The sequence below is a fragment of the Ferrovibrio sp. genome (genome assembly GCF_036381655.1).
GTDB lineage: Bacteria > Pseudomonadota > Alphaproteobacteria > Ferrovibrionales > Ferrovibrionaceae > Ferrovibrio.
The window spans coordinates 23,822-37,618 of the sequence record NZ_DASVCJ010000034.1 but is presented as its reverse complement, the minus strand read 5'-3'; the positions used below and the strand labels follow the sequence as shown (position 1 = coordinate 37,618).

At 67.4% G+C, this 13,797-nt stretch carries 15 protein-coding genes; 10 read left to right on the top strand and 5 right to left on the bottom strand.

From position 1 onward, the window contains the following. The first annotated feature begins 19 nt into the window (after nt 1-19). The 5 genes from VF194_RS06990 to VF194_RS06970 all read left to right on the top strand — a co-directional run bounded on the left by VF194_RS06990 (nt 20) and on the right by VF194_RS06970 (nt 4,099). The gene (locus VF194_RS06990) at nt 20-1,075 is read left to right on the top strand and encodes an OmpA family protein (protein ID WP_330889408.1); all 1,056 of its coding nucleotides are present in this window, start codon (nt 20-22) and stop codon (nt 1,073-1,075) included. A gap of 178 nt (nt 1,076-1,253) precedes the next feature. Continuing rightward, nucleotides 1,254-1,646 carry a Co2+/Mg2+ efflux protein ApaG gene (gene apaG / locus VF194_RS06985; protein ID WP_330889406.1) on the top strand — a complete coding sequence of 131 codons (393 nt, stop codon included), beginning with the start codon at nt 1,254-1,256 and terminating at the stop codon, nt 1,644-1,646. Nucleotides 1,647-1,789: 143 nt separating this feature from the next. Then, a complete protein-coding gene (gene folE / locus VF194_RS06980) occupies nt 1,790-2,416 on the top strand; it encodes a GTP cyclohydrolase I FolE (protein ID WP_330889486.1) in 627 nt (208 codons plus the stop codon). A 31-nt stretch (nt 2,417-2,447) separates the two neighbouring features. Further along, the gene (argE, locus tag VF194_RS06975) at nt 2,448-3,650 is read left to right on the top strand and encodes an acetylornithine deacetylase (RefSeq protein ID WP_330889404.1); all 1,203 of its coding nucleotides are present in this window, start codon (nt 2,448-2,450) and stop codon (nt 3,648-3,650) included. Nucleotides 3,651-3,754: 104 nt separating this feature from the next. Further along, the gene (locus VF194_RS06970) at nt 3,755-4,099 is read left to right on the top strand and encodes a hypothetical protein (protein WP_330889402.1); all 345 of its coding nucleotides are present in this window, start codon (nt 3,755-3,757) and stop codon (nt 4,097-4,099) included. A 9-nt stretch (nt 4,100-4,108) separates the two neighbouring features. Here the strand turns inward: VF194_RS06970 and VF194_RS06965 are convergent, their stop codons facing one another. Continuing rightward, nucleotides 4,109-4,891: a creatininase family protein gene (locus VF194_RS06965; protein ID WP_330889400.1), complete on the bottom strand. Its 783-nt coding sequence runs from the start codon at nt 4,889-4,891 to the stop codon at nt 4,109-4,111. Between the two features lie 160 nt (nt 4,892-5,051). On the opposite strand from VF194_RS06965, the gene VF194_RS06960 reads away from it, so the two are divergent. The 3 genes from VF194_RS06960 (at nt 5,052) to VF194_RS06950 (ending at nt 7,031) form a co-directional block, all read left to right on the top strand. After that, nucleotides 5,052-5,300 (top strand): hypothetical protein, encoded by a 249-nt coding sequence (locus VF194_RS06960; protein ID WP_330889398.1) that lies wholly within the window; start codon nt 5,052-5,054, stop codon nt 5,298-5,300. A gap of 76 nt (nt 5,301-5,376) precedes the next feature. After that, complete coding sequence (locus VF194_RS06955; protein WP_330889396.1) at nt 5,377-6,240, top strand: DUF692 domain-containing protein; 864 nt, start codon at nt 5,377-5,379, stop codon at nt 6,238-6,240. Further along, a complete protein-coding gene (locus tag VF194_RS06950; protein ID WP_330889394.1) occupies nt 6,237-7,031 on the top strand; it encodes a DNA-binding domain-containing protein in 795 nt (264 codons plus the stop codon). Before VF194_RS06955 ends, VF194_RS06950 begins: the two co-directional genes overlap by 4 nt. Here VF194_RS06950 and VF194_RS06945 read toward each other — a convergent pair whose 3' ends face one another. After that, on the bottom strand, nt 7,032-8,453 hold the full coding sequence (locus VF194_RS06945) for a hypothetical protein (protein ID WP_330889392.1): 1,422 nt from the start codon (nt 8,451-8,453) through the stop codon (nt 7,032-7,034). A gap of 301 nt (nt 8,454-8,754) precedes the next feature. On the opposite strand from VF194_RS06945, the gene VF194_RS06940 reads away from it, so the two are divergent. Further along, entirely contained in the window at nt 8,755-10,209 is a 1,455-nt protein-coding gene (locus VF194_RS06940) for an RsmB/NOP family class I SAM-dependent RNA methyltransferase (RefSeq protein ID WP_330889390.1), read from the top strand. Here VF194_RS06940 and VF194_RS06935 read toward each other — a convergent pair. The 3 genes from VF194_RS06935 to VF194_RS06925 form a co-directional block, all read right to left on the bottom strand. Further along, nucleotides 10,147-10,959, bottom strand: a complete 813-nt coding sequence (locus VF194_RS06935) for a glutamine amidotransferase-related protein (protein ID WP_330889388.1) — start codon at nt 10,957-10,959, stop codon at nt 10,147-10,149. The genes VF194_RS06940 and VF194_RS06935 overlap by 63 nt on opposite strands. 104 nt (nt 10,960-11,063) lie before the next feature. Next, nucleotides 11,064-11,825: a glucose 1-dehydrogenase gene (locus VF194_RS06930; RefSeq protein WP_330889386.1), complete on the bottom strand. Its 762-nt coding sequence runs from the start codon at nt 11,823-11,825 to the stop codon at nt 11,064-11,066. Between the two features lie 68 nt (nt 11,826-11,893). Beyond that, nucleotides 11,894-13,120, bottom strand: a complete 1,227-nt coding sequence (locus VF194_RS06925; RefSeq protein ID WP_330889384.1) for a threonine ammonia-lyase — start codon at nt 13,118-13,120, stop codon at nt 11,894-11,896. Nucleotides 13,121-13,293: 173 nt separating this feature from the next. On the opposite strand from VF194_RS06925, the gene VF194_RS06920 reads away from it, so the two are divergent. Further along, nucleotides 13,294-13,788 (top strand): DUF2244 domain-containing protein, encoded by a 495-nt coding sequence (locus tag VF194_RS06920; RefSeq protein WP_330889382.1) that lies wholly within the window; start codon nt 13,294-13,296, stop codon nt 13,786-13,788. The last annotated feature ends 9 nt before the right edge of the window (nt 13,789-13,797 follow it).

Genomic DNA, 13,797 nt, shown 5'->3' with positions numbered 1-13,797 from the left:
TTTCTTGAGGAGATTCTCGATGAAGGTTCGTCTCGCTTTGCTGACCGGAGCTGCCCTGCTGGGTCTGGCCTCGGCTCCGGCCATGGCGCAAAGCTCTGGCCCCTATCTCGGTATCGGGGGTGGCGCCACGTGGATCGGCGATGCCGATGTCACCAACAACGCACCCAATACCAGCCTGGAATTCGATACCGGCTGGGCCGCCCTGCTCAAGGGCGGCTATGCGCTGGGCAACGGTCTGCGCCCGGAACTCGAACTCGGCTTCCGCAACTGGGGTGCCGATAGCGCCGATGGCGGCGTCGGCGCCGATGGCAAGCTGCACCAATATTCGCTGTTCGCCAACCTGCTGTACGACTTTCTGCCGGACAGCAACTGGAGCCCCTATATCGGCGCCGGTCTCGGCGGCGTGCAGTATTCCGCCCGCGGCCTGAGTGCCGGTACGGCGACCAGCCACGACAAGGACATGACCTGGGCCGCCCAGGGCATCGCCGGCCTGTGGTATGCAATCGATCCGAACTGGCTGGTCAGCGCCGATTACCGCTTCCAGTACACGGGCGATACCAGCCTCGGCACCAACACCGCCGCGGTGATCGAGCCGGACAACATGACCCATACCGTCATGCTGGGCCTGACCTACCGCTTCGGCGCCCCGGCTCCGAAGCCGCAGCCGGCCGTCGCCGCGCCGCCGCCGCCGCCGCCCCCGCCGCCGGCTCCTGCCGCTGCGCCGGCTCCGGCGCCGAAGCTGCCGGAGACCTACATCGTGTTCTTCGCCTGGGACCGTGCGGATATCAGCCCGGTGGCTGCCCAGGTGCTTGACCGCGCCATCGCCGACTTCCGCTCGACCGGCATGACCAACATCGTGGTCGACGGCCACGCCGACCGTTCGGGTCCGGAAGCCTATAACCAGAAGCTGTCGCAGCGCCGCGCCGACGCCGTCGCCGCCTACCTGCGCAGCAAGGGCATCGGCCAGAACCAGATCAAGACCGAGGCCTTCGGCGAGACCCGCCCGCGCGTACCGACCGCGGACGGCGTGCGCAACGAAGAGAACCGCCGCGCCGAACTGTATCTGCGCAAGTAATCCGGCGCGATTTGCAATCCGGCGGCCGCCCCCGCATGCGGGGGCGGCCGTTGTTTTGCCAAGCCGGTGGGCGGGCCGGCCTGAAACCGCGCCCAAGCTGAGGTTGAGCCGTCTGCTGGACATTCGGCCATCCGCCTCTAATATTTAGTGGTAGTGACGGCCGCATTACGGACGAAGAATGTATCAGCAGACCACCCGCGGCATACAAATCACAGTGCAGCCCATCTTCCTGGACGAGCAGTCTTCGCCCGACGAGGGCTATTACGTCTGGGCCTATAACGTGAAGATCGAGAATGGCGGCACGCAGACCGTGCAGTTGCGCAGCCGCTACTGGCGCATTACCGACGCGCGCGGCCGCATTGACGAGGTGCGCGGGCCCGGCGTGGTCGGCGAGCAGCCCATCCTGGAGCCCGGGGAGAGCTTCGAATATACCAGCGGCACGCCGCTGCCGACGCCCTCGGGTTTCATGGTCGGCACGTATCAGATGGTGGCCGAGGACGGCGAGGAATTCGACGTCGCCATTCCGGCCTTTTCGCTCGACAGCCCGCATGAACGGCGGCGGGTGAACTGAAAGGATCGCCCGTCAGCCCGATCAGCCAGGATGGATGGCAGCCAAAGATGAGTGGCGGGCGGCGGCGGGCTGCCCTATCTGGCTGCCGGACAGTGATGACACAAGGATTTTTCGACGTGAGCAGCAGAGCAGCCAGCGGAAGCGTGCAGAACTTCGCCAAGCCGACCGACAAGGTTCAAATCGAGCGCCCGAGCCGCGAACAGGCGGAGGAGGCGGTGCGCACGCTGATCCGCTGGGCCGGCGATGATCCCGGCCGCGAGGGGCTGATCGGCACGCCCGACCGGGTGGTGCGCTCCTACGAGGAATTCTTCGCCGGCTATCACGACGATCCGGAACAGATTCTCGCGCGCACTTTCGAGGAAACCGACGGCTACGACGAGATGATCGTGCTGCGCGACATCCGCCTGGAAAGCCATTGCGAGCACCACATGGTGCCGATCATCGGCCAGGCGCATGTCGCCTATCTGCCCGGCCATCGCGTTGTCGGCATCTCCAAGCTCGCCCGCATCGTCGAGGTCTATGCCAAGCGGCTGCAGATCCAGGAGAAGCTGACCGCGCAGATCGCCAATACGATCCAGACGGTGCTGCAGCCCCGCGGCGTCGCCGTGGTGATCGAGGCGGCGCATCAATGCATGACCACGCGCGGCGTGCGCAAGCCGGGCGTGACCATGGTGACCAGCCGCATGCTCGGCGCCTTCCGCGACGATCCGCGCACCCGGCAGGAGTTTCTGACCATGATTGGCAGCCCGAACAGCCGCGGTATCGATTGACGCAGCGCCAGCCGGACCGTAAACCGCAGCGATGAGCAACGCACATCCTCCTGCCAGTGCCGCGGCGCTGGACTGGGTCGGCAAGCTGGTCGGCTTCGATACCACCAGCCGCGACAGCAATCTGGCGCTGATCGACGCCATCGCCGATCACCTGGCGCAGCATGGCGTCGAAAGCCGGAAGATCTTCGATGCGACCGGCAGGAAGGCCAATCTCTACGCCACCATCGGGCCCAGCGATAAGCCCGGCGTCGTGCTGTCCGGCCATACCGACGTGGTCCCGGTCGACGGCCAGGCCTGGTCGAGCGATCCGTTCAAGCTGACCGAGCGCGACGGCAGGTTGTTCGGCCGCGGCACGGCGGACATGAAGAGCTTTATCGCGCTGTGCATCGCCCTGCTGCCCGAGATGCTACGCCAGCCGCTCAGCATTCCGCTGCATTTCGCCTTCTCCTACGACGAGGAGGTCGGCTGCCTCGGCGTGCATGGCATCGTCGATTTCATCCGCCACAGCGGCATCACGCCGAAGCTGGCCATCATCGGCGAGCCAACGGAGATGCAGGTGGTGACCGCGCATAAAAGCGTCTGCGCCTGCAGCACCACGGTGCACGGACTGGAGGCGCATTCCTCGGCGACGCATCAGGGCGTCAACGCGATACAGGTCGCGGCCGAGCTGATCGCCGAGATGAACCGCCTGCAGCGCGAATACCAGAAGCCGGAACATTGCGATCCGCGCTTCACCCCGCCCTATACGACGATCACGGTCGGCGAAATCCATGGCGGCACGGCGCGCAACATCCTGGCCAAGGAATGCCGCGTCGAATGGGATGTGCGTAGCGTGCGGCCCGAGCACGACATGGCGGTGATCGACGCGGTCGAGCGTTATGCCGCCGAGCGGCTGCAGCCGGAGATGCGCCGCATCCATCCCGGCGCGGCGATCGCGACCAGGCTGCTCGCCCGCGTGCCGGGCTTTCTGCCGGTGGGGACGAATCCGGCGGAGACGCTGGCGCTGAAGCTGGCCGGCCAGAACCAGACCCATGCGGTGGCCTACGGGACCGAGGCCGGCATTTTCCACGAGGCCGGCATTCCGGCCGTGGTCTGCGGCCCCGGCAATATCCGCGAGGCGCACAAGCCCGACGAGTATATCGAGAAATCGCAGCTCGGCGCCGGCACGGCTTTCCTGGGGCGGCTGATCGCCTTCTGCCGCGATGGCGGAAATCTTTCCTTTCTGGACGGCTGAGCGAACGCGTTAACCACGGCGCATCACTTTGATTGCACCCCTCCGGTGGCTGAAATATCCTGCCGGCGTAAACACCGGAGTCGGGTTGCGTAGACAGGTGATGTATGGGTGATTGGCTCTATGTCCTGGGTGGGGCTCTCGTCCTGTTGTGGCTGGGCGCGTGGCTGCTCCTGCATCTCGGCAATTTCGAGCAGCGCATCAGCCAGATGCGTATCACCCTGGAAACGCGCATGGGCGGCATCGAGAAGCAGTTTGCCGCCTACAACAAATTCTTCGCCGACAACGAACGCGCCGCGCAGCTTACCTATGGCGAGCTGAACGACATCAAGGACCAGATCACGCAGCTGCAGCAGCAGCTGGAGGAAACCAAGCGCGCCATCAATGTGCTTGAGGTGGCCGTCAGCGATCTCAAGCTGCGCACCAATCCGCGCAACCTGCGGATCGTCTGACGGTCCGATTTACAGGTCCGGCCAGAGCCGGCGCAGATCGGCAACGATCTCTTCCACCATCGCCGCCAGCAGCCGCTCGCCTTTCTCGGCGCTCGCCGCGGTCGCATCGCCGGTGGCGCCGCTGCGGTTGAGCACCGCGCCCGGGCGTTCTTCCGGCGTCAGCCGCAACGGCCGGCGAAGCTGCGCCAGCGCCGGCTGCTCGTCGATCTGCGCCATCGCGGTCTCGGCCAGACGGTCGAGCCGCACCAGGCCGGGTGCGATAGCCAGCAGCAGCGATGTTTCTCGCTCATCGGCATGTCCGGCATCTTTCGTCGTCCACTGGTCGTCGCAAGAGGCGCCTAGCCGGGGCAGATCGGCGATCACCACGCATGTGCCGTGGCGCTGCAGGATTTCATGCGCGGCAAGACGCAGCGGCGGCTCGGTCGAGACGCCGTTGTTGAGAAACACGATCCGCTCGGCGCCGTGCCGCAGATAGCCCTCGGTCAGCTCGACGATCATCGCCTGGAATGTCGCCGCCTCGATATGCTGGCTGCCGGGATAGTCCATGAAGGCCGGATAGAATCCCTGTCCGACGGTTGGCGCTGCCAGCACCGGAATCGTCGCGATCAGGCGTTCGGCCACGGCTTCGACCACCAGGCGATCCGTCCCGAGCGGAAGGTGCGGGCCATGCGCTTTCGCCGCCGCGCCGATCGGCAGCAGGATCGGCAGCCCGTCGCCGATCAGATCGGCGGCCTCGATCCAAGTCAGGTCGGCGAGACGCAATCCGGTGCGGGGACGCGCGGGTGTTGTCATGGCAAAACCTCGCTGTGCTGAACCCTTCTCGGGCGGTCACAGGCTTGTGTTTGATGTCACGCGGCTGTGAGTCCGTATCGAATCAGAAACAGCCTAGCATCCTTTGCATCCGCAGGGGACTTTCCTTGCGGGCGATGTCAAACCCACAGGGAGATACTCCATGACTCGTACCACCACCTTGGCCGTGGCTGCCGCCGCTGCGGCGCTGTTCGCCACCGGCACGATCGCGCTGGTGTCGTCGCCGGCCGAAGCCGCCGTCAAGTGCATCGGCGCCAATGCCTGCAAGGGCGAGAGCGCCTGCCAGACGGCCAACAGCGCGTGCAAGGGTCTGAATGCCTGCAAGGGGCAGGGCTTCACCGAACTCCCCGACGCGGCGGCCTGCCAGGCGGCCGGCGGCAAGGTCGGCTGATCGCGGTTATGTGATCGTTTGGCCGGGAGCGGTCCGATTGATCGCTTCCGGCCGTGACCGGCCGGACCGAACCAGCATGCCCGAACGCCATCGTCCGCAGGAACCTCGCCGCGATCTGCCCCGGCTCGGCTTCGGCCTCGGGCTGCGGCCGGAATACTATCCCGACATTCTGGACGGCGATCCGCCGGTCGACTGGTTCGAAGCGATCAGCGAGAATTACATGGTCGATGGCGGCCCGCCGCTGCGCAAGCTCGATCAGGTCGCCGAGCGCTGGCCGGTGGTGCTGCATGGCGTGTCGCTGTCGATCGGCGGCAGCGATCCGCTCGATTTCGAGTACCTCGCCCGCCTCAAGGCCCTGGCGCGGCGCGCCAAGCCGGCCTGGGTTTCCGATCATCTCTGCTGGTCGCGTCATAACGGCACCCATCTGCACGACCTGCTGCCGATTCCATTCAACGACGAGACCTTGCGCCATGTTGCGTCGCGCGTGCGGCAGGTGCAGGATTTCCTCGGCCGGCGCATCCTGCTCGAAAATGTCTCGTCCTATATCGAATGGCGCAGCTCGACGATGGCGGAATGGAAATTCCTCGCCCGGCTCAGCGAGGAAGCCGATTGCCTGCTGCTGCTCGACGTCAACAACGTCTATGTCAGCGCGCGCAATCACGGTTTCGCCGCGGAGGATTTCCTGAACGGCCTGCCCGTCGGCCGCGTCGCGCAGATGCATCTCGCCGGCCATAGCGACACCGGCGCCTTCATCATCGATACGCATGACGCGCCGATCACCGATCCCGTCTTCGCGCTCTATCGGAAAGCGGTGCAGCGTTTCGGGCCGGTGCCGTCCATGATCGAACGCGACGACAATTTCCCGCCGTTCGCGGAATTGCTGGACGAATTGGCGCGGGTGCGGCGCGAGGCCGCTGCGGCGCTGGCGGTGCCGGCATGACCATGCTGTCCGCGCTTCAGGCGGAATTCTCGGCCTTCCTGCTGCAGGGGGCCGATGACCGGCTGCTGGCCGCGAGGGTACGCCAGCCGGCGCAGGGCGAAACGGCCGAGCGGCTCGCCGTCTACGGCAACGCCTATCGCGAGAGGCTGCGCGAAACCCTGGCGCGGGATTATCCAAGCCTGCTGCGGCTGATCGGTCAAACGCGGTTTGCGGCGCTTGCCTACGATTACATCGCGGCCCGGCCTTCGAAGCATCCCAATATCCGCTGGTTCGGTGCGAGGCTTGCGGCCTTCATGGCCGAGCAGCCGCGCTGGCGCGACGACGTGACGGCATGGGACATGGCGGTGTTCGAGTGGAGCATCGGCCTGGCCTTCGATGCGGCCGAGGCGGAAACGCTGCAGGTTGCGGATCTGGCCGCGATCCCGGCGCAGGATTGGGCGGCGCTTCGCTTCCGGCTGCATCCGGGCCTGCAACTGCTTCAGCTTTCCCATGCCGTGCCGGACTGGTGGCTGGCGGCGCAGGAGACGGACGAGGCAATCGAGCCGCCGCCGCCGCGTCCGCTCGCACCGGATGAACGGCATTGGGCGATCTGGCGTGCCGCCGATGGCGTCCGCTTCCGTCCGCTGGAGGCGGATGAGGCCGGCGCGATTTTCGCCCTGCGCGATGGCGGCGATTTCGGCGCGCTTTGCGCCTTGCTGGCCGAACGGCATGGCCCGGAGCAGGCGGCCATACCTGCCGCCGGCCTGTTGCGGCTCTGGGTCGAGACCGGTTGGATCGCCGGCTTGGCGTGATCAATCGCCGGCCGCGCCTCGCGTGATGGCGCGCCGCAGGGCCGCCCGCGGCGCCGTTTCGTCGAAGACGACCTTGCCGCCGTCCAGCGTCACGCCGAGGTCCTTCCACAGGGCATCGAGATCGAGCGGCCCCGCTTCGCTGACATAGCGATCCTCCAGGCGGGCCATCGTGCCGGTCCCGGTCGCCGCATCGCAGGCCGCCAGCACGCGCCGGCGCGGCCAGCGCACCGTGGTATCGCCGCCGGCCTTGAGGATGGCGCGGAAGCAGGTTTCCAGCGACGCCTCTCCGTCGGAGTGTTCGCGGATATCGAGGTCGGCCAGCAGCATGAACAACGCGCCGCCCCAATAGATGCCGCGGCTGGATACGGCGTTGAGGCTTTCGCTGGTCAGGGCCGGCAGGCCGTGCCGCATCTGGCTGGCGAATTCCTGCCAGAGCTGCGCCGGCGTATGCCAGCCGGCGCGCTCGCGGATGATCGGTTCGGCATAGGTCGCCATGCCCTCCATCAGCCAGCTGGCGCGGCCGGTTACGAAAGGCGCGCCGAGATGCACCATCTCGTGAACCAGCATCCAGTCCTCGTGGAGTTCGGCCTTGCTGACCAGTTCGCCCAGCCGCAGCAGGATGGTGCCGCCGCCGCCGCCGCGGACGCGCCCGAAGATCACGCCGCTATGGCCGGCGACCGGCACCGCGACCAGAAGCGTGCGTTGCAGGGGAAAGCCGCCAAAATACTGCGAGACGGCCGTGGCGCTGTCGGTGATCCAGCGCTCCAGGACCGGGCCGGGCAATACCAGCCGCCCGGGAAAGGTGATCAGCTCGATGGCCGCATCGCCGATGCTCAGCAAGCGGCGATCGAACTGTCCGAAGACGGCATAGCCGCCGAAGCGCAGATCCTCGCCGCGCAGGCGCCGGACGCCGTCCTCTTCGGGCGGGCAGAGGGCAAAGCCCAGCCCGGGATCGGCAGTGACGCGCAGGGCGATCTCGGCATCCGGAATCTGCGGGTCGGCCAGCCAGATCGACAGCGGCGAAATGACGGCGGCGCCGACGCGCTGCGCGATATCCGGCGAGTTGGCCAGCGCCGCCAGATCCCCCAGCCGGAAGCGGTAGCGCAGGCTCAGGCCATCGTCGCCTTCCTCATAGTCGGCGAGCGCCGCGATCTCGCCGCCGCCGCCCGGCCGGTCGAATTCGACCCGCGGGCCTGCGTTGCAGGTTACGCTGACGTTCAGCACCAGTGCGGCACGGTCCTGCAGATGGATGTCGTAGCTGCAGCGGCGCGGCATGGATGCCGCGGCAGACTGCTGCGCCTCTGCCATGCCGCACCAGATCGAAATGGCCATGGCCGCCAGGGCAGCGGCGGCCATGGCACAGAGGTAGGGGTGGCAGGGCTTCTTCCCGGGCTGCTTCCCAGGCTGCTTCTCGGGCTGCATCCGGCCAGTCTAGCGTTCGGGCGGCATGGACGCTGTCACACTGGCGTGACCGGCTTTTGCACAAAAACCCGCGCGCATAACTTATCCGGGTATCGCTCCGGTCGCTTGCCCTGAGGCGGTGGAGCGCCTATCTGTGGGGCCCGCCAGACCGGCCGTCCAGCCCGAGAGTTCCGCCTTGCCCCGCCGCCCGCCCTCCAACCGCCCGCCCTCCAACCGTCCGCCGTCCAGCCGTCCCCCTTCCGACCGTTCGCCGCCGCGCCGCCCGGCGCGGCGGAATGCTCCGGGCCAAGCTTCGGGGGCCATGTCCGGCCGCAAGCCGGCCGATCTCCAGGGTCGCCGCAAGCAAGCCGCGGGAGAGGACGAGGAACGCGCCGCTTCGCGCAAGCAGGGCGGCGGCAAGCGTGCCGGCGGGTTTCGCCCCCGGCCGGCGGAGCGCCAGCGCAAGCGCAAGCGGGCGCCGTCGCTGCGGTCGGGCAGCAGCCGGAAGGTGATCGACGGCGCCGTGGCTTTGCTGGATGCGATCGCCGCTGCCGGAGAGCCGGCCGATCGGGTGCGGCATGCCTGGATGCGCCAGCATCATTGCCGTTTCGAGCCCGAGGAGCGGTCGGCGCTGATCCATTTGAGCGAGGAGGTGCTGCGCCAGCGCGGCCGCCTCGACTGGTGGATCGCCCGCGACAAGACGATGTCTGCCGCCGACAATCGTCTGCGGTTGGCCGCCTATCGCATTCTCGCCATGGGTGCCAAGACCAATGGCCTGCAGTTCCTGTTCGAGGCCGGCCCGGCCGAAGCCGCCGCATTTCTCCAGCGCCTGGAAGGCCATACGCTCGAGCATCCCGACATGCCATTGGCGGCGCGCTGCAATATTCCGGAGTGGATCCTGCCGCATCTCAAGGCGCGCTTCGGTGCGGATCTCGAGATCGAGCTGGCCGCCATGCTGCGGCCGGCGCCGCTGGACGTGCGGATCAACCCGCTCAAGACCAGCCGCGACGCCGCTGCGGCCGCCCTGGCGGCGGAAGGCCTGCGCAGCCAGCCGACGCCGTTTTCGCCGCTGGGCTTGCGGCTGTCGCCGCAGGCCTATGTCAATAACGGCCAGGCCTATGCCGAGGGCCTGATCGAGCCGCAGGATGAAGGCTCGCAACTGGCGGCGCAGCTGGCCGATGCGGCCGGCGTGAAGATGACCGTCGATTTCTGCGCCGGCGCCGGCGGCAAGACGCTGGTGTTGGCGGCGGCGATGAGGAATGCCGGGCGGCTGATCGCGCTGGATATCAGCGCCGGCCGGCTGAGCCAGGCCAAGCTGCGGCTGCGCCGCGCCGGGGCGCACAATGCCGAGACGCGGGAAATGGATGCGAAATGGCTGAAACGCCATGCCGGCCAGGCCGATCGCGTGCTGGTCGATGCGCCTTGCACCGGCACCGGCACCTGGCGACGCAAGCCGGACGCCAGATGGCGGCTGCAGCCGCAGGATCTGGCCGAACTGCGGCAACGGCAGGTGGAGATTCTCGATCGCGCGGCCAGGCTGGTGAAAGCCGGCGGACGGCTGATCTACGCCACATGTTCGGTTCTGCGCGAGGAGAACGAGGATCAGGTCGCGGCATTCCTGCAGCGCCATCCCGATTTCGAAATCATGCCGGTGGGAGTAGTCTGGCCGCGCGCGATCGGCGGCGCCTGCCCGGTGGCGGGGCCGTATCTGACGCTATCGCCCGCCCGCCACGGCACCGACGGCTTCTTCGCCGCCATTCTGCGCCGTCGCGGCTGATTCCGATCCTGCGCCCGCAGGGCTGAGCCACTTCTCGAGGAAGCCGTCCAGCCAGGCGGCGATGCCGGCATCGTAACGCTCATAGGCCTCGCGCATGGTTTCGCGCGCCTGAGCGCCGGGCAGGCCGAGCCGGTGGCCGGCCATCCTGCTCCAGCGCTGCATCATCGCGCCGGTGACTTCGGGGTGGAACTGCACGCCGAAGGTCTTTTCGCCGATGCGCATGGCCTGATTGGAGAACCAGCCGGTCGAGGCAAGCCGCACCGCGCCGCGCGGCAAGTCGAATCCTTCGCCATGCCATTGGAAGATGTTCAGCACCGCGGGGAAATAGTCGCGCCCGGCGGGCAGGGCCTTCACCGGGTAGTAGCCGATCTCATGCCAGCCCTCGGGATGCGGGCTGACTTTGGCGCCGCCGGCCCGCGCCAGCAGCTGGGCGCCGAGGCAGACGCCGAGATAGGGCTTGCCGCTGGCCACCACGCGCGGAATGAAATCGATCTCCTTGCGCAGGAAGTCGAGATGGTCGTCATTGGCCGACATCGGCCCGCCGAAAATCACGCAGCCGGCATGGTCGGCCATGCTGGCCGGCAATTCCTGGCCCAGGCAGGGACGGCGGATGTCGAGCCGGAAGCCCCGGGCGCGCAACTGCTCGCCGATGCGGCCGGGATCGGAACTTTCCTGGTGGACGATCATCAGGATGGCGGGCTGGGACGGGTTCTGTCCCTGGCCGTGCTCCTGCAACGGTGCCTGATACATGTCTGGTCAGAGGCTCCTTCGCCGCATCACTATGCCGCGCTTTGCCGCCTCTGACCAGATGGGAATGACCTTATTGTGACGCCGCGCCTGCAGGCCGGCGGCGGTTACTGGGCGGTAATGCCGCCGTCGATGACGAACTCCGCCCCGGTGACGAATTTCGATTCGTCGGAGGCGAGATAGAGGATGCAGTTGGCGACGTCGTTCGGCTCGCCGAGCCGGCCGAGCGGCACCTGCGCCTCCAGCTTCTGCCGCACCATCGCCGGATCGCCGCCGCCATAGATCATCGACTGCACCATCGGCGTGTCGATGAAGGTGGGATGCACGGAGTTGCAGCGGATGTCGTATTTGCGCCTAGCGCAATGCAGCGCCGTGGTCTTGGCCAGCATGCGGGCGGCGGCCTTCGAGGTGTTGTAGGCCGACATGTTGTGGCCGGCGATGATGCCGGAAACCGACGAGATGATGACGATCGAGCCGGGCGCATGGGGGCGCATGCGCGCCAGGCCGTGCTTGATGCCGAGGAAGGGGCCGTGCAGGTTCACGTTGTGCACGAAATGCCATTCCTCGACGCTGATATCCTCGACGCTCTTCAGCACGCCGACGCCGGCCGAATGCACCATGACGTTCAACTTGCCGAAAGCGGCGTCGACGACGTCGAGCGCGGCGATCCATTGCCGCTCGTCGGTCACGTCCAGATCGACGGCGATGGCGTTCTTGCCGATCTGCTCGGCCACCGCGCGCGCGCCCTCCAGATTGCGGTCGGCAATCGCGACCCTGGCGCCTTCCTTGGCCATCAGGATGGCGGTGGCCTTGCCCAGGCCCGAAGCTCCGCCGGTGATCAGGGCGACTTTGTTGGCGACGCGGTCCATATGCTCCTCCCGTTTGCGACGAGGATAGCCAGGATCGGCCGGCGCGGGCAATTGTGCCCCAGCGTCAATCAGTCGATCTGCTCGATCTTCGCCGCCAGTCCGGCGGCGGCCAGCACCTTTAGCAGTTCTTCCAGATGCGCCCGGTCGCGCGCCTCGACGACGAATTCGATCTCGGCCGCCTTGGCGGAGGCGAGCGTAAACAGCCGGCGATGCACCACTTCGACGATATTGATCCCGGCCTCGCCGATCACGGCGGATGCGCGCGACAGCCGTCCCGGCGCATCGTCGGTCATCACGATCACCCGCGCCAGGCGGCCATCGCGGACCAGGCCGCGCATCAGCACGCTGGCGAGCAGGCGGGTGTCGATATTGCCGCCGGACAGCACGATGCCGACATGGCGGCCCCTGAACGGTTCCGGATTGGCCATCAGCGCCGCCAGGCCCGCCGCGCCGGCGCCTTCGCAGACGGTCTTTTCGATCTCGACCAGGGCGACGATGGCGCGTTCGATATCGGCTTCGCGCGCGATCAGCACATCCTCGACCAGATGGCGCGCGATCCGCAGGGGCGTGCGGCCGATATCGCGCACGGAAATGCCCTCGGCGATCGACACGCCGCCGACCCTGACCGGCTGGCCGCGCAGTTCCTGATGCATCGCCGAATAGAGTTCGCTTTCGACGCCGAAGAGGCGCAGCGCAGGCTTGAGCGCCTTGACCGCCGTCGCCATGCCGGCGATCAGCCCGCCGCCGCCGACCGGCACCAGCAGATCCTGCAATTGCGGCACCTGCGCCAGCATTTCCAGCGCCAGGGTGCCCTGTCCGGCGATCACCGCCGGATCGTCGTAGGGATGGATGAAAATGAGCGTTTCGTCGCGCTCCAGCCCGTGCGCGGTGGCGGCGGATTCCGCCAGCGTCTCGCCGTCCAGCACGACGCGGGCGCCGAAGGCGCGCACATGCCGCACTTTGACGAAGGGCGTGTTCTTCGGCATCACGATCGTCGCCGGAATGCCGAGCCGGCCGGCATGGTAGGCCACGCCCTGGGCATGGTTGCCGGCGGACATGGCGATGACGCCGCGCCGCCGCTCGTCCGCGCTCAGTTGCAGCAGCTTGTTGAGCGCGCCGCGCTCCTTGAAGCTGGCGGTGAATTGGTGGTTTTCGAATTTCAGCCAGACCTGGGCGCCGGTAAGCTCGGACAGCGTGCGGGAATGCAGGCAGGGCGTCTCGGCGATGGCGCCCCGCAGCCGTCCGGCCGCGGCTTCGATATCCGCAAGGGCGAGCGCCGGGGCTGCATCAGGCATCGATTTTCTCCCTGCGGGACAAGAGGATAGCAACCGGTACGGCGGCCCTGCCGCCAAGTCAACAGCCGGCCAGAAAGCGGGCCTTGGCGGCGCCGCGGCTTCGCACTAGGGTTAACGCAATGGACTCGATACCAGCCGCATCATCCCAGGCCGCAGCACCTCTGGCCGCACCGATGGCTCAGCCGATGTTTCAGGCCGAATTGCGGCCGCATCGCGCACTGTCGCCGCGCGGCTTCATCTACCTGATGCTCGTCGTCTGCGGCGTGAATTTCACCGCCGGCATCGCCTTCTGGATCGCCGGGGCCTGGCCGATCTTCGGCTTCTGCGGCCTCGACGTGCTGCTGCTCTGGATCGCCTTCAAGCTGAGCTACCGGCAGGGCCTGGCGCGCGAATATATCCTGCTCGACCGCGAGGCGCTGACCGTGCGCCGCTGCGATCCGAAGGGCCGCGAGCAGGTCTGGCGGCTGCAGCCCTACTGGCTGCGGGTGGAATGCGCCGATGAGGACGAGCGCGCCGCGCTCAGGCTATGGAGCCATGGCCGGGCGCTGGCGCTGGGCGATTTCCTCAGCCCGCAGGAACGCCGCACGCTCGCCGGCGCCCTGCGCGACGCATTGTGGCACTGGCGCCAGCCGGAGGCTGCCGGCCTGCGGCCGCTTGGGACGGTCTGACCAACTCTT